Origin of the sequence: Actinoallomurus sp. NBC_01490, from assembly GCF_036227085.1 — a bacterium.
GTDB classification, from domain to species: domain Bacteria; phylum Actinomycetota; class Actinomycetes; order Streptosporangiales; family Streptosporangiaceae; genus Actinoallomurus; species Actinoallomurus oryzae.
Genome location: NZ_CP109433.1, coordinates 6,216,835 through 6,236,132, shown reverse-complemented (window position 1 = coordinate 6,236,132; position 19,298 = coordinate 6,216,835). Strand labels below are relative to the sequence as shown.

General features: G+C 71.7%; 21 protein-coding genes and 1 pseudogene. 13 read left to right on the top strand and 9 right to left on the bottom strand.

What is annotated here, in order from left to right; all coding sequences use genetic code 11:
* Nucleotides 1-203 precede the first annotated feature (203 nt).
* Both OG417_RS29110 and OG417_RS29105 read left to right on the top strand, forming a co-directional pair.
* Nucleotides 204-935: a hypothetical protein gene (locus OG417_RS29110; RefSeq protein WP_329235118.1), complete on the top strand. Its 732-nt coding sequence runs from the start codon at nucleotides 204-206 to the stop codon at nucleotides 933-935.
* 123 nt (nucleotides 936-1,058) lie between these two features.
* Nucleotides 1,059-1,247, top strand: a complete 189-nt coding sequence (locus OG417_RS29105) for a hypothetical protein (protein ID WP_329235115.1) — start codon at nucleotides 1,059-1,061, stop codon at nucleotides 1,245-1,247.
* Here the strand turns inward: OG417_RS29105 and OG417_RS29100 are convergent.
* Genes OG417_RS29100 through OG417_RS29090 form a run of 3 tightly spaced genes read right to left on the bottom strand, consistent with a single transcriptional unit; the run spans nucleotide 1,183 to nucleotide 3,682 of the window.
* Entirely contained in the window at nucleotides 1,183-2,445 is a 1,263-nt protein-coding gene (locus OG417_RS29100) for an acyltransferase family protein (RefSeq protein WP_329235112.1), read from the bottom strand. The two genes, OG417_RS29105 and OG417_RS29100, sit on opposite strands and share 65 nt — an antisense overlap.
* 41 nt (nucleotides 2,446-2,486) lie before the next feature.
* Complete coding sequence (locus OG417_RS29095; protein ID WP_329235109.1) at nucleotides 2,487-3,521, bottom strand: alpha/beta hydrolase; 1,035 nt, start codon at nucleotides 3,519-3,521, stop codon at nucleotides 2,487-2,489.
* On the bottom strand, nucleotides 3,518-3,682 hold the full coding sequence (locus tag OG417_RS29090) for a hypothetical protein (RefSeq protein WP_329235107.1): 165 nt from the start codon (nucleotides 3,680-3,682) through the stop codon (nucleotides 3,518-3,520). Before OG417_RS29090 ends, OG417_RS29095 begins: the two co-directional genes overlap by 4 nt.
* Nucleotides 3,683-3,815: 133 nt before the next feature.
* Between OG417_RS29090 and OG417_RS29085 the strand changes: the two genes are divergently transcribed.
* The 4 genes and pseudogenes from OG417_RS29085 to OG417_RS29070 all read left to right on the top strand — a co-directional run.
* Nucleotides 3,816-5,018 (top strand): sensor histidine kinase, encoded by a 1,203-nt coding sequence (locus OG417_RS29085; RefSeq protein ID WP_329235104.1) that lies wholly within the window; start codon nucleotides 3,816-3,818, stop codon nucleotides 5,016-5,018.
* Nucleotides 5,015-5,671, top strand: a complete 657-nt coding sequence (locus OG417_RS29080) for a response regulator transcription factor (RefSeq protein WP_329235101.1) — start codon at nucleotides 5,015-5,017, stop codon at nucleotides 5,669-5,671. The genes OG417_RS29085 and OG417_RS29080 overlap by 4 nt, the downstream gene beginning before the upstream one ends.
* A gap of 352 nt (nucleotides 5,672-6,023) precedes the next feature.
* Nucleotides 6,024-6,377, top strand: coding sequence for a hypothetical protein (locus tag OG417_RS29075; RefSeq protein WP_329235098.1), 354 nt, complete (start codon nucleotides 6,024-6,026; stop codon nucleotides 6,375-6,377).
* A 218-nt stretch (nucleotides 6,378-6,595) separates the two neighbouring features.
* Nucleotides 6,596-7,448 (top strand): annotated as a pseudogene (locus OG417_RS29070) (Tn3 family transposase); the annotation flags it as partial.
* Between the two features lie 57 nt (nucleotides 7,449-7,505).
* Here OG417_RS29070 and OG417_RS29065 read toward each other — a convergent pair.
* Nucleotides 7,506-8,234, bottom strand: coding sequence for an SDR family NAD(P)-dependent oxidoreductase (locus OG417_RS29065; protein WP_329235093.1), 729 nt, complete (start codon nucleotides 8,232-8,234; stop codon nucleotides 7,506-7,508).
* Entirely contained in the window at nucleotides 8,222-8,977 is a 756-nt protein-coding gene (locus OG417_RS29060; RefSeq protein WP_329235090.1) for an SDR family NAD(P)-dependent oxidoreductase, read from the bottom strand. The genes OG417_RS29065 and OG417_RS29060 overlap by 13 nt, the downstream gene beginning before the upstream one ends.
* 47 nt (nucleotides 8,978-9,024) lie before the next feature.
* Here OG417_RS29060 and OG417_RS29055 point away from each other — a divergent pair, with 47 nt between their 5' ends.
* The 3 genes from OG417_RS29055 to OG417_RS29045 all read left to right on the top strand — a co-directional run bounded on the left by OG417_RS29055 (nucleotide 9,025) and on the right by OG417_RS29045 (nucleotide 10,832).
* Nucleotides 9,025-9,627, top strand: coding sequence for a TetR/AcrR family transcriptional regulator (locus tag OG417_RS29055; RefSeq protein WP_329235087.1), 603 nt, complete (start codon nucleotides 9,025-9,027; stop codon nucleotides 9,625-9,627).
* 240 nt (nucleotides 9,628-9,867) lie between these two features.
* Complete coding sequence (locus OG417_RS29050) at nucleotides 9,868-10,044, top strand: hypothetical protein (RefSeq protein ID WP_329235084.1); 177 nt, start codon at nucleotides 9,868-9,870, stop codon at nucleotides 10,042-10,044.
* Nucleotides 10,041-10,832: a recombinase family protein gene (locus tag OG417_RS29045; RefSeq protein WP_329235081.1), complete on the top strand. Its 792-nt coding sequence runs from the start codon at nucleotides 10,041-10,043 to the stop codon at nucleotides 10,830-10,832. The genes OG417_RS29050 and OG417_RS29045 overlap by 4 nt, the downstream gene beginning before the upstream one ends.
* Before the next feature lie 807 nt (nucleotides 10,833-11,639).
* Here OG417_RS29045 and OG417_RS29040 read toward each other — a convergent pair.
* Complete coding sequence (locus OG417_RS29040) at nucleotides 11,640-12,563, bottom strand: PhzF family phenazine biosynthesis protein (RefSeq protein ID WP_329235078.1); 924 nt, start codon at nucleotides 12,561-12,563, stop codon at nucleotides 11,640-11,642.
* Complete coding sequence (locus OG417_RS29035) at nucleotides 12,560-13,555, bottom strand: ornithine cyclodeaminase family protein (RefSeq protein ID WP_329262680.1); 996 nt, start codon at nucleotides 13,553-13,555, stop codon at nucleotides 12,560-12,562. Before OG417_RS29035 ends, OG417_RS29040 begins: the two co-directional genes overlap by 4 nt.
* 127 nt (nucleotides 13,556-13,682) lie before the next feature.
* Here OG417_RS29035 and yczR point away from each other — a divergent pair, with 127 nt between their 5' ends.
* The 3 genes from yczR to OG417_RS29020 all read left to right on the top strand — a co-directional run bounded on the left by yczR (nucleotide 13,683) and on the right by OG417_RS29020 (nucleotide 17,418).
* Nucleotides 13,683-15,131 (top strand): aminotransferase-like domain-containing protein, encoded by a 1,449-nt coding sequence (gene yczR, locus OG417_RS29030; protein WP_329235076.1) that lies wholly within the window; start codon nucleotides 13,683-13,685, stop codon nucleotides 15,129-15,131.
* Between the two features lie 216 nt (nucleotides 15,132-15,347).
* Nucleotides 15,348-15,974, top strand: coding sequence for a helix-turn-helix domain-containing protein (locus tag OG417_RS29025; protein WP_329235073.1), 627 nt, complete (start codon nucleotides 15,348-15,350; stop codon nucleotides 15,972-15,974).
* On the top strand, nucleotides 15,967-17,418 hold the full coding sequence (locus OG417_RS29020; protein WP_329235070.1) for a pyridoxal phosphate-dependent decarboxylase family protein: 1,452 nt from the start codon (nucleotides 15,967-15,969) through the stop codon (nucleotides 17,416-17,418). Before OG417_RS29025 ends, OG417_RS29020 begins: the two co-directional genes overlap by 8 nt.
* Here OG417_RS29020 and OG417_RS54460 read toward each other — a convergent pair.
* Nucleotides 17,369-17,578, bottom strand: coding sequence for a Tn3 family transposase (locus OG417_RS54460; RefSeq protein ID WP_442875771.1), 210 nt, complete (start codon nucleotides 17,576-17,578; stop codon nucleotides 17,369-17,371). The genes OG417_RS29020 and OG417_RS54460 overlap by 50 nt on opposite strands.
* Before the next feature lie 120 nt (nucleotides 17,579-17,698).
* Nucleotides 17,699-18,727 (bottom strand): NAD-dependent epimerase/dehydratase family protein, encoded by a 1,029-nt coding sequence (locus tag OG417_RS29015; protein WP_329235067.1) that lies wholly within the window; start codon nucleotides 18,725-18,727, stop codon nucleotides 17,699-17,701.
* Between the two features lie 56 nt (nucleotides 18,728-18,783).
* On the opposite strand from OG417_RS29015, the gene OG417_RS29010 reads away from it, so the two are divergent.
* Nucleotides 18,784-19,257: a MarR family winged helix-turn-helix transcriptional regulator gene (locus OG417_RS29010; protein ID WP_329235064.1), complete on the top strand. Its 474-nt coding sequence runs from the start codon at nucleotides 18,784-18,786 to the stop codon at nucleotides 19,255-19,257.
* Nucleotides 19,258-19,298 lie beyond the last annotated feature (41 nt).

Sequence of the window (19,298 nt, the reverse complement as noted above, 5' to 3'; positions counted from 1 at the left end):
TGGTCCTCCTCGGTGGTGGCGGCCCGTGGGGGCCGCTGTCATCCCTGGGACGGAGCCGGTGCCGCGTTCTCGACATCCGGAGGCGTACGGTTTCTCAGAATCTTGATTCTGGTTGTCGCGACCCCTGCGGGGGGCGCGCGGGGCGGCGCGGCGGCGGCCGTGCGAGGTCACCACGATGATCCTCCGAATGGGACAATGCGGACATGCCTAGCACGTCCGGTGGGGGGAAGCTGCGCGCCGCCGTCACGACCGTCCTGCTGTTGTTGTGCTCCGTCGCCTCGGTGTCGGTCGTCACCCTCATCGTCGTGACGACGGCACCGGACGGCGTCCGCGACCTGCGCGCCTATCAGGCGGCCGGGCGCTGCCCGGCGGCTCCGTCCGCGCCCGCCGAGTGCCGCTGGACGCAGGAGTTCACCGTGTCCGGCGTCCACCTGTCCCGCGGCAGGAACGACTCCTTCCGGGTGCTGCTGACCGGGCCGGACGGGGCCCGGTGGAGGACGTCCTACTCCTCCGGCGGCCCCCTGCTGTACGGCATCGGCGAGGGCGACCGGGTCACCGGCACCATCTGGCGCGGTCTGCTGACCGAGATCGCCTCCGGGGACGTGTCCCAGAAGACACTGGACGCCCCGGCCGACATGCGCGCCCGGGTCCTCGTCCTCGCGCTGATCGTCATCCCGGCCGGTCTGCTGCTGACGGCCGCGTGCGTGTGGCGGCTGTGCCGCCTGCGCGCGGCCCCGACCCCGGGGATGGTCGCCACCGGGGGGCTGGCCGCCGGGCTGCTGATCGGCACGCTGTTCTGCCTGCTCCTGCTCGGCGACCACGCCGAGAACCCGTGGTGGCTGGCAGGCGTCTGGGCGCCCATGGCCGCCCTCTTGACCATCGTGGCCCGCGTCTACGTCAACCAGAAACGCGCAGCGGCCACCGCGTCGGACTGAGACCGGTCCCCGGGCGTCCCGGCGACGCCGCACCAGGGGCGCCCCCGGGTTCCGGCGGGCCGAAACACCGCCCCGTAATCGCGGACGAACGGCCCGCGGCGGCCACCGACGTAGGCTGGAAGGATGGCCCTGAGGATCAGTGAAGAGTGGATCAGCAGCGATCGCTGCCCGCAGGTGGCCATGGCCATCCCCGGCGAGGGCTGGGTCCTGTCGTGGCGGCGCGGGGTGTGGACCAAGGATGAGGCGGTCAGCGCGATGGTCCGCGCCGAACACGGCGATCTGCGCACCGACCCGGCCGTGACCGCCCCATGACGCCCCGCGTGGCGGTCCCCGGCCGGGCGGGGCGACTGCGGGGATGGCCGGCGCGGTGGAACACCGCGCACAGTCCGGCCAGGACGAGCGCGAACGCGGGCAGCCAGGCCAGCCGGTGCAACGGCCAGTCACCGGCCGGTGCGTCGAGCAGGCCGGGCGGGCGCCCGAACGGCAGCGCGGCGAACGTCACGAGCAGCAGCGCCGTCTGGTGCCAGCAGTAGACGGTCATCGCGCCGAGGTTGAGCACGGCGACCGGCGCCCAGCGGGCCGGGCGGCGCAACAGCCGGGCCAGCCACGGCCGTACCAGCAGGAACACCCCGATCTGCGCGGCGGCCAGGGCCAGCGTGAACAGCGAGGGCGGGTCGAGGTTGGACCGGCCGGCGCCGGGGACGCCGACCGCGCTGGCCGGGTAGCCGGCCCAGAGTAGGAGCACGGCACCGCCGGCCACGCCGAGCGGCACCAGCACGGCGCCGGCCCGGCGGCGCAGCCGGCCCTCGGCCAGCGCGATGCCCAGCACGTACGGCGCGGCCCACGCCACCGGCACGGTCACCAGGCCGAGCCGGTACGGCGGGTGGAACCCATCGGCGAGGGCGACGATCCCGGCCGGCGGCAGCGCCGCCCAGGCACCCCAGCGCAGGACCGCCGCGCGCAGCAGCGGCGCCGCGGCCGTCAGCATCAGATACACCAGCAGGAACCACAGGGGGTGCGACACCAGCGACCAGACCGCCTGACGGGTGCCGCCCGCGGCGGACAGCAGCGGCAGGGCCGGCAGCCAGACCGCCAGGAGCACCGCCACCGGCCGGGTCAGCCGGGCGACCCGCATGCCCAGCCGGCGCAGCCCGCCCGCGGCGGGCAGGCCGCGCGCCGCCGCGAACCCCCCGGCGAAGAAGAACAGGCCGAGTGTCTGCAGCGGCCAGGTGAGCGGCGACAGGCCCGGCGTGTACGCCAGCGGGCTCGCGCCGCGCAGCGCCGCCGGCCGGTACGGGTCGCTCACCAGCGCCGAGACCAGCCAGTGCCCGAGCACGACCCCGGCCATCGCCACCGCCCGGGCCGCGTCGACCGTACGGTCCCGGCCGGCCGGTGTCGCCGCCTCGATCCGCGCCGACCATCCCGTCGCCGGCCGTCGCGGACGGGGAACGCCGCTCCCGTCTCCGGCCGGGCGCCGCGGCCGGCGGATTCGGCCCGGCCCGGGTGGCATCGCGCGAGACCGACGCCACCGCGGCGCCCGCTCGGCCGCCTTCACGGCCGCCGCCCGCCGGCCGCGATGCGCGCCAGCGCGGCGAGTGAGTCGGTACCGGGCGTCAGGTAGTCGTCGTGCCCGGTCACGTCCGCGGTCGGGAACACCCGGGCCCCGAAGGACGGGCCGGTGGGCCGGGCCCCGTGGCCCAGCCCGAGGATCCGCACGCCCGGCGCCCAGCGGATCCAGTCCCGGCGCGAGCGCCCGGCCCAGATCCGCGCGCGGGTGTGAAGCCGCGCCGCGTCGGCCACGCCCATCCCCGGGCTGCCGAACACCGCGATGTCGGTCACCTGCCGGGGCAGGCGGGGCGCGGCCAGCCCGATCACCACCGACCCGTAGCTGTGCCCCAGCAGCGCGATCGTCGCGTCCGGGCGGTCGGCGACGAGCCCGGCGACGAGACGGTCCAGGGCGGCGGCGCCCGCCCGGGCGAGGTCCTCGCGCGCCTCGGCGGCCTGGACGCCCCGCGGGGTGTCGTAGCCGAGCCAGGCGATGACCGCGAGCCGGCGGCCGGCGCCGGCCGCCCGGTACAGGCCGGCCGCCTGCGCCGCGAGCGAGTGGAGCGGGTTCCCGCCCACGCCACGCCAGAAGTTCGCGCCGCGGACGCCGGAGCCGGGCACCAGCACCGCGATCCGGTCCGCGGACCTCAGGTCGCCGAACACCTGCGCGACCCGCCCGTCACCGCGCGGGTCGAACAGCAGGAACCGGCCCTGGCGTCCCTCGTAGGGCGCACCGGCCGCGCGCATCGCCTGCCGGTTCGCGGCGTACCGCAGCGGTGCGGGCGCGCCGTCCAGGTTCCCCAGTACGCCGGGGTACCGGGCGGCCAGCGCACGCTGCTCGGCGGGACCGGCGGCGGACAGGAACCGGTGCACGGCGGCGGGCGCGGTGGACACCGGGTCCGGCAGGTGCCGGGGGTCGGCCCGCCAGGCCGCCACGCCGACCGGCGTCGCCGCGCGCACCTGGGCGGGCACGGCCAGCAGCGCGCACGCCGCCGGCGCCACCGCGACCACGACGGCGGCGAGCGCCGTACGGGCGCTCACCGCTCACCGCCGCGCCCGGCGGCCGGGCGGGGACGCTCGGTGGGATGCGAGGCGTCCGCCGGTGCGGGTTCGGTGCGGGTCTGGGCGGCGTCCGGCCGTGCGGGGGCGGTCCCGGGCCGGCCGGATCGGTGGTGCGGTGTGGGCGGTTCGTTGCGGATCACGGGGCCCACGGTGCCGGTGCGGCGGTGCCCGCGGCATCGGCCCGGTGGCCGCATCGGCGGCGCCGCGGGTAGCCCGTGGGCGTACGCCCGCGGGCCGATGCCTGGGCCGGGACCGGCTGGTTACGATCGCCGCATGTCCAGCGCTCCTCGCCCTCCGCTGCTGCGGCGGCTCTCGCCGCGGGCGCGGACCGTCCTGGCGTGGTCCGGGGCCGGTCTGTTCCCCCTCGCCCTGCTCGCCATGGTGGCGGTCGGCCCGCGCGATCCCGGCATTCCCCTGCCCGCGGCGGCGTACCTGCTGCCCGTGCTCGTGATGGTCCTGCCGGCCGGGCTGCTGTGGCGCCGCCCGCTGACGGGCCTGACGCTGATGATCCTGCCGCCGTTGGCCGTGGCCGTGGCCTTCCATCCGGGGGAGGGCCCGTACCTGTGGGACATCCGGGACCTCCAGCTGGTGATGCTCGACCTCGCGGTGGGGGTCATCGCGGCCTACCATCCCCGCCGCACCGCCGGGCCCGCGCTCGGTCTGGCCCTGCTCCTGCAACTGGTGTGCGCGGTCTACTACACCCCGTGGCGGCCGCCCGGGGCCGGGCGGCCGACGCAGCTCAACACCGCCGCCGTGCTGGTCCTGGGGCTCCTGCTCGCCTGGCAGGTCGGCCGTTCGATCCGGCAGCGCCGGGACCACACCGAGGCCCGGCGCGCGCAGGCCGCGGTCCAGGCGGTCCAGGCCGAACGGCTGCGCATCGCCCGTGAGCTGCACGACATGGTCGCGCACAGCATCGGGGTGATCGCCATCCAGGCCGGCGTGGGCGGGCGGGTCATCGAGACCCAGCCGGTCGAGGCCCGCAACGCGCTGAACGCCATCGAGGACACGAGCCGGGAGACGCTGGCCGGGCTGCGGCGGATGCTCGGCGCGCTGCGTGGCGCCGAGCCGCAGGCCGCGCCGCTGGGCCCGTCACCGTCCCTGGCGGACCTGGACGGCCTGGTCGCGCGGTCGCTCGACGCGGGCGTCCGGGTCCGGGTGCGGCGGCTGGGCCGGGAGCGTCCGCTGCCCGCCGACATCGAGTTGTCGGCGTTCCGCATCGTGCAGGAGGCGGTCACGAACGTGATCCGCCACGCGGGCACGGACGAGTGCCGCGTGTGCCTGGACTACCGCGACGACGAGCTGGCCATCGAGGTCACCGACGACGGGCCGGGCGCGGCGGTGCCGGGCGCGGGATTCGGCATCGCGGGGATGCGTGAGCGGGCCGGTCTGCTGCGGGGCGGCTTCAGCGCGGGGCCACTGCCTGAAGGCGGGTTCCGGGTGGCGGCGGAGCTGCCGGTGCCGGCGGTGGCCGGGTGAGCGTCCGGGTGCTGCTCGCCGACGACCAGCCGCTCGTTCGCGCCGGCCTGCGCGTCCTCGTCGCCGACCATCCCGACCTGGTCATCGTGGGCGAGGCGGGCACGGGCGCCGAGGCGGTGGACGTCGCGGACACGGCCGCTCCGGACGTGGTGGTGATGGACATCCGCATGCCCGGCATGGACGGTATCGAAGCCACCCGCCGCATCACCGCGGGCGCGGATCCGCCGCGCGTGCTCATCCTGACGACGTTCGACGACGATGAGTACGTCTACGGTGCGCTGCGCGCCGGCGCGAGCGGGTTCTTGGTCAAGGACATGGCGCTGGAGGACATCCTCGCGGCGATCCGGGTGGTCGCCGCCGGCGACGCGCTGATCGCGCCGGGCGTCACGCGGCGGCTGATCGAGGAGTTCGCCGGCCGTCCCGAGCCCGCGCCGCCACGGCGCCGGCTGACGGGCGTCACCGACCGCGAGCGGCAGGTGCTCACCCTGGTCGGGCGCGGCATGTCCAACGCCGAGATCGCCGCCGAGCTGGTGGTGAGCGTGGCCACCGCCAAGGCACACGTGGGTCGCCTGTTCACCAAGCTGCACGCCCGCGACCGCGTATACCTGGTGATCATCGCCTACGAGGCGGGCCTGGTGGCGCCGCCGCGCTGACATGCGGCGCGCGGCCGCCGTGCCGCATCCGAGCGGGGCGGCCGCCGGCTTGCGAGAGAGCCGATGCCGCGGCGCGCACGCTGGATGAAGACGAGCTGGAGCGACACTCCTGACAAGGCACTATGCGACCCGCAGCAGTTCTGCGGTCAGCGGGTTGAGCTCGGCCGGCTCGTCCTCGCCGACGAGGCCCAGGACTCCCGAAGCTCCGGTATCACCGGGTGCAGATCCGCAAGGCGTACGGGACGCGGCCGCCGACCGAGGCCGATGAGGAACGCTGGGCGCAGTGGCTGGCCGATGAGGTGTGCCCGGTAGAGACCGACCGGGGCCGGCTGACCGAAGCGGTGCCGCAGCGGTGCCGCAGCGGTGCCGCAGCGAGCACGTCGAGTCGCCGACCGACGGGCAGCTGGAGCGGGTGGTCGCCTCAGCGGCGCACCGGTTCGAGGAGGCCTTCGCCGCCGGCGTGGCCGCCCGGCTCGGCCCGGTGGCGTGCGGCCGCCTTGAGGACCTGCTGGGCAAACCCGGGCTGCTGGCGGAGCTGAAGTCCGACTGCGGGAGGCGCTACGCCGCCGGGAGATCTACGTCGAGGGCGCAGGCCGGTGGCGGGACCCGGATGAAGATCTTCCGGGAGACTTCGAGGACAACCGCGACGTCCACTACGCGGCGCTGGCCAAGCCGGTCGACGCCGCGGCGTTCATCGCCGACCTGAAGAACCGGATGAGCTCGGGGCTGGACCGGCTGAACGACGCCTTGGCGAAGGACACGGCCGGTGGAGTGCGGGTCATCACCCGCAAGGGGCAGCCGTGGTGAGCGTGCCGAAGCTGGAGAAGCCGCCCGAGCCGAAGAACCTGGCCGCGCTCAAGGCCGAGGTCCCAACGACGGTGGGGCACCATCGACCTGCTCGACATCCTCAAGGACACCGCATTCTTGACCGGCTCCATCGACGAGTTCACCTCGGTCGCCACCCGTGAGGCCCTGGACAAGGCAACGTTGCGTCGGCGGCTGCTGCTGTGCCTTTTCGCCCTCGGTACGAACATGGGCATCCGGCAGATGGCCGCCACCGGCGAGCACGGCGAGCACGGCGAGCACGAGGGCGCGCTGCGCCGGGTGCGGGCCAGCCGCATCACCCGGGAGAACCTGCGGGCCGCGATCGCCCGGGTCGTCAACGAGCCCCTGGCCGTCCGCCAGGTCGAATGGTGGGGCCAGGCGACCACCACGGCGTCGGACTCCAAAAGGTTCGGCTCGTGGGAGTCGAACCTGATGACGGAGTTCCGCGCCCGCTACGGCAACTACGGCGTCATGATCTACTGGCCCGTCGACAAGGGCCGGGCCTGCATCTACTCCCAGCTCAAGTCGTGTTCCTCCACCGAGGTCGCGGCGATGATCGAGGGTCTGCACCGACACCCACGGCGCGTCCGTGGTCGGGTTCGCCTTCACCGAGCTGCTGGGCTTCAAGCTGCTGCCCAGGCTGAAGAACATCGGCTCGATCCGGCTTTACTCACCCGAGGCGGGACCGGCCGCCTGGTCGAAGCTGGAGCGCATCATCAAGAAACCGCCGATCAACTGGGAGCTGATCGCCAACCACCATGACCAGATGATCAAGTACGCCACCGCGCTGCGGCTGGGCACCGCCGAGGCCGAGCAGGTCCTGCGCCGCTTCACCAAGGACGGCCCCGAACAGCCTGTCTACCTGGCCGTGGAAGAACTCGGCCGCGTGGTGCGCACGATCTTCGCCTGCGACCACCTCGCCGGCGAAGCCCTCCGCCGGGAGATCAACAGCGGCCTGCAGGTCGTGGAGAACTGGAACGGCGCCAGCGACAAGATCTTCTACGGCGTACTATCTCACCGTCAATCCACCGTCGACCTGCAGCACTGTGCCGGTCACCCAGCGGGCGTCGTCCGAGGCGAGATAAACGGCGGCTTCGGCCACGTCCCCGGGTTCGCCGATCCGCTGTGCCGGATACGCGTTGTGGACGTAGTGCTCGTAATCCGCGCGCTGGTCCGCGGTCATCTGTCCCAGGTACATGCGTTCGAACGTCGGAGTGTGGATTGAGCCGGGTGCGATGGCGTTGACCCGGACACGCGGGCCGAGCTCGTTGGCCAGCGCCTTGGTGAGCGAGTTGAGCGCGCCGCGGGTGGCCGAATAGACCGAGGACGGGCGGCCCGCGACCATCTTGTCCGCCCAGTAGCTGGAGATGTTCACGATCGCGGTCAGCCGCTCGCACAGCAGCTGGGTCAGCAGGACCGGCACGCGCAGGTTGAGGTGCACCATCGCATCGAATTGGGGCTTGGTGAGTTCGGCCAGCGGCGGCATGTGTGAGAGACCGACGTTGTTCACGAGCACGTCGACATCCAAGGATTCGACGGCGGCGACGAGTGCATCCTCGTCGTTGAGGTCGACGGCAACGGTGCGCGTGTTCGTCAAAGTCAGGGCGTCGAGCTTCCGTTTGTCGCGGGCGAGGAGCACGAGGTTTGCCCCTTCCCGAGCGAACGCCGTGGCGATGGCAAGGCCGATTCCCTCGCTGCCGCCTGTGATCAACGCGGTCTTTCCGGTCAGGCGATCCATCGGGTCTCCAAGTCTGCTAGCTGGCGGGTACGAGCGGCGCGGATCCCGGCCGCGGCGTCACTGCCGATGACGAGCCGCAATGGTGGTTCCGGCAGGTCGGTCAGCGCGATGATCGCGGCCGCCGCTTCCTCTGGCTCGGTCGCCCGGCGAGCGTCGCGCCCGATGCGGTCCAGCCGGACGGCGAGGTCGTCGTAATCGGCGATCGTCCCGGGGCGCTCGCGTTCGGCCCAGCTCCGGCGAAAGCCTGTGCTAATGGAGCCCGGTTCGACGATGCTGACACGGACGCCGAACGGGGCCAGTTCCTCGGCGAGTGACACCGACAACCCCTCGAGCGCGTGTTTGCTCGCCGTGTACGCGCTCATGCCGGGGGTACCGATCTGGCCGGCGAGCGAGCTGATCTGCACGATGTGGCCCGAGCGCGCGGCCCGCAGATACGGCAGCGTCGCACGCAGGATGTCGGCTGCAGCGAAGAAGTTGACCTCGAACTGTTCGCGTATCTCCGAGTCGGACAGTTCCTCGAAGGCGCCGGGTGCCGCATAGCCGGCGTTGTTCACCACGACGTCGATCCGGCCGAAGGTGGCGACGGCCTCGGCGACGGCCCGCCGAACCTGCGCAGGATCGGTGATGTCTACGGATTTCCGGCTGATGGTGACCACTTCGTCCCCGGCTGCCGAGGCCGCTCGCGCCAGCGCCGTACCGAGGCCGCCGGACGCGCCAGTGATCAGCCAGACTCGTCTTCCCATGCGCTCGATGCTAGACGGAGAGCCCCTCTCCGTCTAGCATCGAGCGCATGGGAAAGCTGCGAGCGGACGCCCGGCGAAGCGAGGCGGCACTGGTCGCGGCGGCGCGGAAGGCCGTCGCGGAAGTCGGGCTCGAGGTGTCGACCAACGAGATCGTCAAGCGGGCCGGTGTTGGACCAGGCACGTTCTACCGGCGCTTCCCGTCGCGGCAGGCGTTGCTCGAGACGATCTTGCTGGAAGTCATCGGCGAACTCGAGGACAAGGCACGGGCCGCGCTCGAGGATCCCGATCCGGGCCGGGGTTTCGCCGAGTTGCTGCGGGCGTTCACATTGTCCCAGGTGGAGAACAAGGGGCTGTCGGACGTACTAGCCGCGCAGGGCGGAAGCCCCGAGGCCGACAAGGCGCGCGAACGGTTGCGCGATCTCATCCGCCGGGCGACCGAACGGGCGCAGCGGGTCGGCGCCGTGCGCCCGGACCTGTCGTGGACGGACGTACCATTCCTCGCCGCCGCCGCGGCGGGGATGACGCAGAACTGTCTGGACCTCCACACTGGCGCCGCGCAGCGGGACAGGGTGCTCGCCGTCCTTCTTGCCGGGACCGCGAATACTGGCGGCCCTGAGCTCCCCGGGAAACCCGCCACCCTTGCAGAGTGACGGAAAGACCGCGGAATAGCCCACAACCAAGTTTCCAATAAGAAACCGAGAAGCGGTTGAGCTTGGGGAGTGGCATGACCTCAACGGCTGCAGGCCGTCCTCGCCGGATGGGACAAGCAACCCCCGACGGGGCGCTCGCCGGTGCCGCACGCCCGGCCGAGTGTTGAGAATCGTTCGATTTACAACACCTCGCCCCACCGAACTCCGGACCGTCCTTCCGCGCCTCGCGACGTCGAGATCATGGAGGAGGCACTGGATCCGCCGGACTGGACGGGCCGGGAGGCTCGCCGGTTCTGCCAGGGCTGCATCGGCCGGTGGATGGCCACCATGGCGATGGCCCGGCCCGGTGACCTGTCACCCGGTGCGCCGCCGGCCGCGACCGTCACCCTGCTACGCCCGGGCGGGAGATCGTGGTGACCAGCGCTGCGCTTCCCGAGGGCCCGCTGCTGGAGGGCTCGCTCGGCGAGAACCCCCTTGCCGCCGAACCGGCCGCATCGATGGGCGCGCTGATCGGATACGCCCGGGTCTCCACCGGCGGGCAGCGCCTGGACCCTCAGACGCACGCCCTGACCGAAGCGGGCTGTATCCGGATCTTCGCGGATAAGAAGTCCGGCAAGAACGTCGAACGCGAACAGCTGTGGAAAGCGTTGGACTATCTGCGCGCCGGCGACACCCTCGTCGTGCCGTCGCTGGACCGGCTCGGTCGCGCGCTGCAGGACCTGATCGCGATCGTCGCCGGGCTGCGCAAGCGCGGCATCGGGTTCCGGTCCCTGCACGAGGCCCTGGACACCACCACTCCCGGCGGCCGGTTGGTCTTCCACGTCTTCGCCGCCCTGGCGGAGTTCATCCGCGAGCTCATCGTCGAGGACACCCACGAGGGCCTGGCCGCCGCCCGCGCCCCCAACTCGAGCCTGGCGCCCCGACCGCTCGCGTCGAGTTGCCCACCGGCTGACCGCGACGATCCCTACCTTGCCCCTCGCCGGAGCTTCGGGAGCCCTGGGCCGACGAGAACCGTCCCGCCGATGGTGAGTGACCATGTGGTCGCCGATTCCGCAGCTTGGTTCGAAGGCGAAGGACATTCCGGGCTCAAGGATCATGTCGGCCGACGTTGCAGCGCGACATCGCCTCCCGGCTCGTCATCACCACCGGGAAGAAGAAAGACGACCACGATCGGTTGGCGCCTCGACGACGCAAACGCCGGCTGATCCGCGAACTCGAACGCCTGTCCCGCAAGAAGGTCACCCTCCACGAGGCGGCTTGACCCAACAGCCCCACAACCCGGCTCCGCTATCGCTCCGCCGGGGGCTGCCGCCTGCCCGGCCACCCCCCGGCGGTTCCAAGCAGGCGTGCGACGGGAGTGAGGCTGTCGGGGTCGGCGCGGTGTGCGCTGCGGTTCCCAGCCGCATCGGGTGCAGGGCGGGAGGTTGGCGCGGCAAGCCATCCGTCACCTTGGTGGCCGTAGAGCATTTCCAACATGAGTGGCGCTGGAAGTGTCGCGGTGAGCAGGTACCGCCCGTCCGGCCGTCGAGCCGCCGCGCCCCTCAGATCCGTCCACGGTGGTGGACCGAGGTCCACAGTCGGCAAGGTCAGCCACCTGTCGAGTACCCCGATCTCGGCGCGAGCCGGTTGCCGGCCGGCGAACCTGGGCTGCGCCGCATTGTCGAGCGCCCCCAGGACTTCCCACACGCCGGGAGCGGCATGGTCGGCGAGGATGCCGGTCAGTAGGACGTGCAGCAGTTCGCCGGCGTTGGATCGTTCGACGGGGCGCAGTCGTAGTCCGATGAAGGCGCCGGTGGCGAAGCCGATCTCTGCGGCTATGTCGTCGCCGGCTGCCGCTAGCCACCTCCGCACCTCGTGGTCGTGGCGCTGGGTGCGGTGCAACGGTTGGGTCAGCGCAGTCTCCCATGACCGGTCCGCTGCGAGCTTGAGACAGACCGCGGGCCCGAATACCGCCTCGAGTGGGCCCGAGGCAGTGTGTTCGCCGGCGCCGGTTCGGGGCGGTCGGCGTGTGCTCATGTGCCCGGTGGTTCGTCCAGGGTGCCGGTGCCCGTCAGGCAGACGTGTCCGCTCAGGGTGACGTGGGTGATCTGCTCCGGGCCACCGATCACCTGGACGTTCATCACGCTGGGGCGATCTAGGAAGCGGCCTTGATGGAGCTGTACGGTCAGCGCCGGGTCGGCGCGGCGGTGCCGGACGAGATAGGCCGCAGCCGGTCCCGACGCGCTGCCCGTGGCGATGTCTTCCACGCTGCCGTCGTTTACCCAGTTACGACCTTCCCGGGCGTCTGGGTCCAGGACGTAGGCGAGCTGCGCTCCGGCCTCGGCGAGTAGGGCGCCGAAGTCGCCGGTACCGATCCGGGCGCGAGACAGCGCCTGGCCACGCACCGGAACCATCAGGTACGCCAGACCGGTGCTGGCCCACTGCATCGGCAGATCCTCGTGCAGATCCTCCGGCCGCAGGCTCAGCGCCCTGGCGACCTGTTCCCGATAGGCCGGCGGCATCGGCTTGCCGAACTCCGGTCGCCCCTGGTCCATCGATACATCGAAGCCACCCGCGCCGTCCGGCACACTGGTGACCGTCACCTCCCGTTGCCCCAGCCGCAGGGTCCACCGCGCCGACGCATCGGCCCGACTGACGCCGTTCGGGGGGACATCCGCTGCCAGCTGTCGCTCGTGCAGAACCGCGGCGGTGCCCAGGACGGGATGGCCGGCGAAGGGCAACTCACGGTCGACCACGAAGATCCGGGTGTCGAACACCGCCGGGGCTGGAGTCGACCACACGTAGGCGGACTCGAACTGGCGTATCTCTACGGTCACGGCCTGCAGGTCCGCTGAGGACATCCGTGGAGGGTCGAGGAAGACCGCGACTCCATTACCCTCATACCGGCGACGAGCGAAAACGTCAGCAAGGCGGTAGCTGAACGAGCCTCCCGTCATGACCGGACCTCCAGCCCAGCCGCCGTAACCTGCGAGCTTCGCGGGTGCGGGCGGTCGATGCGGTCAAGAACCGTCAAGGCCGCGGCGAGGTCCTGCACGCCGATCCCGACCAGCTTGGCGACGGTGATCTCCTGCTCGCCGCGTGCCACCGGTCGACTGACCAGGGCACCCAACTCGCCTGTCACGTCGCTCGCGCTCAACCGACCGCCCGAGATCGCTCCTGCGAGGTCGCCGACCTGCATGTTGTGCTCAAGGGAGTCAACGTACAGACGCCCGGCGCGCGTCAGCACGTCGTCGTCGAGCTCGCGCTTGCCCGCAACGTCAGCGCCAACCGCCGTCACGTGCTGACCTGGGCGCAGCCACTCACCCAGCAGCAGAGGACGGTCACTGGCCGTCGCCGTGACCACGCTCTGCGCCTGCTCGACCGCAGCTCGCAGGTCCTGAGCGACTTGCATCCGAACCTCGGGCAGAACGGACCGTAGGTCAGCCACCACTCGTTCAGCGGCGCCAGGGTCACGGCCCCACACGAGCAAACGCTCGAAGGGCCGCTCCATCCAGAACGCCTGCGCCTGCAGCCGCGCCTGCAGGCCGGTACCTACCACCAGCAAGGTGTCCGTCGCCGGTGCAAGCAGCCGCGCGGCGACCGCCCCGGCCGCGGCCGTCCGCATCCCGGTCAGTAGCCCCCCGCTATCGACGAGGAGTACCTCGGGCCGGCCGCTATCGACATGGAACAGGGTGACGGTCGAGTGCGCCGCCGGCAGGCCCTGCTCAGCGTTGCCCGGCACGCTCGCCGAAACCTTCACCGACCAGTACGGTGCCCTGTCCAACACTGCGGCCTTGACATGTACCTCACCGCCGACCAGGTCGAACAGCATCATGGGCACAGCCCGGACTTTGCCTTCACTGTAGGCGCGCAGTGAGGCCGCCACCGGCTCGACGAACTCGGCCGGCCCCATGTCGGGAACCTCCTGGGGAAGGACCACTACCCGCATGCTGTCCACCTACCGCTCCTGCCGGTTGCCCTGGCCCGACCCGCCTACCGGGCGCGAGTCCAGCAACAACTCTTGCTGAAGCCTCAGGCCACTGGACAGTCCACTTCGCAGTTGCTGGACTGAACGCGTGCGCATCCCTCCTGCTGAGCTCGTGCGGCTACTCGGCCCTTGGCGCAACGCCGGGTCGGCGGTGCCCACCGCCCTCGCGAACTCTCTGTCCGGTCTCATCCTCGACGGCCGGCTGCCGGTCGGCACGCGGCTGCCCGCCGAACGCATCATGGCCGACGTACTGCACATCAGCCGCGCCTCGGTGGTTGCCGCGCTCAACCAGTTGCGCTCCCGTGACCTGCTGAGCACCAGGCACGGCGCCGGCAGTCTCGTCAGGCTACCGCCGCATACCGCCCTGGCCTCGGTCACCGCGTGGACCGCCGCCGGCGGCACGCCGGGCGCCGCACATGTGCACGATGAGATCGACTGGTCAGCGGCTACCCCTCCGGCGGCGTCGCCGGCGATCTTGCGGGCCTATGAGCAGGCCCTGACGCGCCTGCCGTTCGCCGGTACCGGCTACAGCGCCGCCGGCCTGCCCGAACTGCGGACCGCCATCGCCGACCGGTACACCAGCTCGGGGCTGGACACCAGCCCCGACCAGATCTGCGTGACCGCAGGTGCCCAACAAGCATTGAGCCTGCTCCTCGAGCAAGCCGTCCAAGGTCGCGGCCGGGTACTCCTCGAGACCCCGACCTACCCAGGGTTCCTGGATCTACTGCGAGCACGGCCGGCCCAGCTGACCTGCGTGCCGGTCGAGGACACCTGGTCCATGTCCGCGCTCACCGACGGGCTCCGCGACCCCACCGTCCAGCTCGCCTATCTCATGCCACGGCTACACAACCCGACCAGCCAGACCATGAGCGACGAGCAGCAGGAGTCCGTGTGTGAGGCCGCTGCCCGCTCCGGTGCCCTCATCATCCTCGACGACACCCTCGCCGACCTGACCGAGCAAGGCGGCTCGGGGCCACTGGCAACACACCGCGCGGCACGCCTCGTGCGAGTGGGTTCGCTTAGTAAGACGGCCTGGGGAGGCCTGCGGGTGGGTTGGGTCCGCAGCGACCGCGCAACCGCCCAACTCCTCGCCCGCGCCCGCACCCGCGTCGACCTCGGTACCCCAGTGCTCGAGCAGCTCGCCGCCACCGCCGTCCTGGCCCAGTACGACGACGTTCTCCATTCCCGCCGCCAACAGTTGCACGCGGCGGCCGCACGGCTCACCTCCGCATTGGCCGAACGAATTCCCACCCTGACCGTCCCGTCGGCACCGGCCGGGCCGAGTCTGTGGTGCCGCCTCCCAACCGGAATCAGCAGCACCGCGATCACCGCCGCTGCCCACCACCGCGGGCTGCGCCTCACCGATGTGGCCCGGTTCAGCCCGCACAACCTGCTTTCCTCAGCTCTACGCCTACCGCTCGACATCCCCGAGCACGCGCTGGCCACCGCCGTAGACCGCCTTGCACTGGCCCTGGACGACTGCGCCCACCGCTCCGGAGGACGGCGGCAATCGCCTCGAGGCGGGGCCCGTCGATGACCCTTTTCCGCAGGGGTCGCATGACCCGTCCGGGATCGTGTTCACCGTGCTGTGACGCCAGCGCCATCATCGAGCGCGCAGCGACGGGAGACCGCGTGAACGATGGCAAGCACGCCGACGACCTGCCGCCGGCGTTCCCCTCTACGGCGGGGGAAGCCGGGGCGGAGCGATTAGTCGACCTCCACCAAAGTGGATGTATGTCGCTATAGTGGAAGAGTGGGTGAAGGTGAAGCTCTGTCCAGTGGCCTGTCCATGGCCGAGTTGGGGGCGCGGATCCGGGCCGAGCGGCGGGCTCGGGGCATGGCCCTGGAACGGCTCGCTGAGCTGAGCAGGGTCAGCCGGAGCATGGTGTCGGAGGTGGAGCGCGGCACCAAGACACCGACCGTGCTGGTTTTGGACCGGCTGGCGACCGCGCTGGGCACCTCGATCGCCCGGCTCCTGGACGAGCCGGTCCGCCCCGATGTGGTGATTCTGCCCGGAGAGGGGCAACGGGTCGTTCGCGATCCGTCCGGCTGGGAGCGCCGCATCCTTTCCCCCGTCCTGCCGGGCGTCGAGTTCGAGTTCATGCGGACCATGCTGGGGCCGGGTGTGGACGCGGGCGAGTTCTCGCCCCATGCCCCAGGATCGCACGAGTACACCGTGGTGGAGACCGGGCGCCTGCGCCTGACGGTGGACGGCGTGCCGTACCGGTTGGAAGCCGGGGACGCCGCCTATTTCCCCGGCAACCGCCGGCACGCCTTCGCCAACGACTCTGCCGACCCGTGCGTGTACTACCTGGTCATGACGCTGGACCGACCGGGTGACGGACGCCGCCATATCGGTCATGGAGGCCGTGATGGATGACCTGCGCCGGGCGGCCCGGCTTGCTGCGGACACGACGATGGACCACCTGGCCGCCGTGCCCAGCCGGCCGGTGTGGCAGCCGGTCGCCGAAACGGACCGCCGCTGGCTGACCGGGCAGCCACTGCCCGCCGCCGGCCGTCCCATGGCCGACCTGCTGGACGACGTGCGCGACCGCGTGCTGCCCTACCCCATGGGAAACGGGCATCCCCGGTTCTTCGGCTGGGTCAACTCCCCGCCCTCACCGGCCGGAGTACTGGTCGCCCCGCTGGCCGCGGCGATGAACCCGAGCTGCGCCGGAGGAGAGCACGCCGGTGCCCTTCTGGAGCGCACCGCTGTGCGGTGGCTGGCGGAACTCGTGGGCTTCCCACACCCTCCAGGGGCCGGACTGCTCACCAGCGGGGCGTCCATGGCCACGATCATCGCGCTGGCCACGGCCCGGCAGCGGGCGGTCGGTGACGTACGCGAGGCCGGCCTGTACGGGCACCGTCCGCTGGCGATCTATGTGTCGGCCGAGGTACACAGTTGCGTGCACAAGGCGGCCGAGCTCCTCGGTCTCGGCGGCCGGTACATCCGCACGGTCCCGGTGGACCGAGCGTTCCGCATGGACATCGATGCACTACGCCATCTCATCCGGGCGGACCAGGAGGCGGGCGCGCGGCCCCTGGCCGTCGGGGCAAGCGCGGGCACGGTGAACACCGGGGCGATCGACCCCCTGGGCGACATCGCCGAGGTCGCGCGTGAGCACGGGCTGTGGTTCCACGTCGACGGCGCCTACGGTGCGCTCGGCGTCCTCGCCGACTCCCCAGACTCCCGCCGGGCCTATGCCGGGATGGAGCTGGCCGATTCCCTCGCCCTCGACCCGCACAAATGGCTCGGTGTCCCGGTCGACGCCGGCTGCGTCTTGTTCCGCGATCCGGCCGGTCCACGGGACGCCTTCAGCCTCGTGCCGCCCTACCTGCGCGAGGACGGCGCGGACGAGCTGGGCTGGTTCTCCGAGTACGGCCCCGAGCAGACCCGCCCCTTCCGAGCCCTGCGGGTATGGGCCACGATCGCCCACCTGGGACGGGACGGGATCGTACGCCGGGTGCGGCACACCACTGGGCTGGCCCGCTCGCTGGCCACCATGCTCGACGCCTCTGACGACTTCGAGCTCATCACTCCGGCCATGACCTCGATCGTCGCCTTCCGGTATCGGCCCGCGGGCCTGGACGAAGGAACAGCGGAGGCGCTGAACCAGGCGATCCCGGCCGCCGTGCAGCGGCGCGGACGCGCTTTCATCAGCGGTACCCGTCTATCCGGCACGGCCGCCCTGCGCGCCTGCATTCTCCATCCCGACACCGCCGAAGCCGACCTCGCCCTCCTCCTTGAGGAGATCCGGGCCGCGGTAGGGGATATCACCATGCCGCACCGCCCAAAGGAGAACGACAGCCGATGGACCACCTGACCCTCCGCGCGATTGCGGCCAGGGCGTGACGGCCCTCCTGGAGGTTGCGGATGGCGTTGATGTCGCGGCGGTAGGGCTCCTCGGTGGCCAGGGTGCAGACGTGCGGGGTCCTGGCGATGCGGCCGTAGGAGGCGATCGCCTCGCCGAGGGCGGTGGGGATGACCCCTGACTCGGTGGGGATGCGGGGGTTCGGATCCGGCTCCGAAGAACGGGGTTACGCGCGCCGACGATGACGATCCGAGCGACTCCCTGCCGTGGAACCAGGTCGCGCTGACGGCGGCTACCCGCCCAGTGCGTTGTTGGCGATGAGCGCGATGGCGGTGTCGATGATCGTCTGTTCGGTGGGGCGGGGACGCCAGCCGAGTTCGGTGCGTGCTTTGCCGCTGTCGACGAGCCTCGTGCGGCCCAGTTCGGGGCGAATCATCGCTATCCGCGGGTTCCGTCGCGCGAGCAGCTTGACGATGAAGTCGGGCATGGCGCGCGTGGGCACCTTGGCGGCGTCGTCCGGGAGCTTCTCGCGCAGGATGCGGGCGATGTCCCGGTACCACAGGAAGGTGCCCGAGCCGAGGAAGCGCCGGCCTGCGGCGGCCGGGCTCGTCATGGCGAGGATGTGGAGTTCGGCGATGTCGCGGAGGTCGACGACGTTCCATCCGATGTTCGGCACGGCGGGGATCTCGCGGGTGAGCAGGCGGCGGATGACCACGGCCGTTCCCGGCCTGTTCGGTGTGCCCAGCAGGGGGCCCAACATGAACGTCGGGAGGACGGCGGTCAGTTCGAGCCCGGTCGCGTCGGCCAGATCCCATGCGTCGCGCTCGGCGAGGATCTTGGAGTCGGGGTAGGCCCGAGGCGGGGTGCCGGACGGCTCGTTCCAGATCGTCTCGGTCACCGGCGTGTCCGGGTCGGCGCTGCCGGCCGCATTGCCGGAGGACGTGAACACGGCACGCCGCACCCCGGCGCGCGCGGCGGCGCCCAGGACGCGGCGGGTGCCCTCACGTGCGGTGGTGATGAGGTCCGCGCCCGAGTCGAAGGGCATCGGCGAGGCGGTGTGCAGCACGTAGTCGGCGCCCGCGACCGCCTCGTCCCAGCCGTCGTCGCGAAGAAGGTCAACGGCCGCGAACTCGATTTTCCCGGCGGCTCGTTCGCCCGCCTGCTCGCTGACGGCGGCCCGCACCTGCCCCGTCTTGTCGAGGCTGCGCACTGTGGTGCGCACCTGGTAGCCACGCTGGAGCAGGCCCGCGATCACCCAGCCGGCCAGGTTGCCGGTTCCGCCCGTGACAAGCACCGTCTGGCCGGCGTGGCCGGAGTCCATTTATCCCCCAAAATCATTGAGTTTCTCATTGATATTTGGGAGCGTATCATGGCCTCATGACCATGGGCAGTGGCGCGGAGGCACCGGCGACCGACCGTGCGGACGTCGAGCGGAAGTCCGAGATCGTCCGTGTTCTCGTGGAGGTGGCGAACATTGCGGACGCGGTCGTGGCCCAGGTGCTCGGCGAGTTCGGGGTCCCGGCCTCCGTCGCCGGCACGCTGTGGGCGCTGGCCCCGGGAACCGAGCCGCCGACGATGCGGGATGTGGCGGCTCGCCTGCGCTGCGACCCTTCCACGGTCAGTCTCGCCGCCGACAAACTCCAGAGCATGGGACTCGTCGCCCGTCAGCCTCATCCCGCCGACGGCCGCAAGCGCACCCTGGCCCTCACCGAACACGGGCACGAACTGTGGGAGGCGCTGAGAACGCGGCTGCACGCCTCCGGCCTCTTCACCGGTCTCGACGCGCAGGAACAGAACACCCTGCTCGCGCTGCTGACGAAAATGCAAAACCCGCAACGCCCCAGGCTGTGAGGTGCACCGGTCGACGGAGTCCTTCCCGATTGATGACCGTG

Coding starts and splice junctions, on each gene's coding strand:
- OG417_RS29060 (WP_329235090.1), bottom strand. CDS start 8,977: ATGGGAAGACGAGTCTGGCTGATCACTGGCGCGTCCGGCGGCCTCGGT.
- OG417_RS29085 (WP_329235104.1), top strand. CDS start 3,816: ATGTCCAGCGCTCCTCGCCCTCCGCTGCTGCGGCGGCTCTCGCCGCGG.
- OG417_RS29050 (WP_329235084.1), top strand. CDS start 9,868: ATGGAGGAGGCACTGGATCCGCCGGACTGGACGGGCCGGGAGGCTCGC.
- OG417_RS29110 (WP_329235118.1), top strand. CDS start 204: ATGCCTAGCACGTCCGGTGGGGGGAAGCTGCGCGCCGCCGTCACGACC.
- OG417_RS29035 (WP_329262680.1), bottom strand. CDS start 13,555: ATGCGGGTAGTGGTCCTTCCCCAGGAGGTTCCCGACATGGGGCCGGCC.
- OG417_RS29055 (WP_329235087.1), top strand. CDS start 9,025: ATGGGAAAGCTGCGAGCGGACGCCCGGCGAAGCGAGGCGGCACTGGTC.
- OG417_RS29105 (WP_329235115.1), top strand. CDS start 1,059: ATGGCCCTGAGGATCAGTGAAGAGTGGATCAGCAGCGATCGCTGCCCG.
- OG417_RS29020 (WP_329235070.1), top strand. CDS start 15,967: ATGGATGACCTGCGCCGGGCGGCCCGGCTTGCTGCGGACACGACGATG.
- OG417_RS29100 (WP_329235112.1), bottom strand. CDS start 2,445: ATGCCACCCGGGCCGGGCCGAATCCGCCGGCCGCGGCGCCCGGCCGGA.
- OG417_RS29015 (WP_329235067.1), bottom strand. CDS start 18,727: ATGGACTCCGGCCACGCCGGCCAGACGGTGCTTGTCACGGGCGGAACC.
- OG417_RS29065 (WP_329235093.1), bottom strand. CDS start 8,234: ATGGATCGCCTGACCGGAAAGACCGCGTTGATCACAGGCGGCAGCGAG.
- OG417_RS29010 (WP_329235064.1), top strand. CDS start 18,784: ATGACCATGGGCAGTGGCGCGGAGGCACCGGCGACCGACCGTGCGGAC.
- OG417_RS29040 (WP_329235078.1), bottom strand. CDS start 12,563: ATGACGGGAGGCTCGTTCAGCTACCGCCTTGCTGACGTTTTCGCTCGT.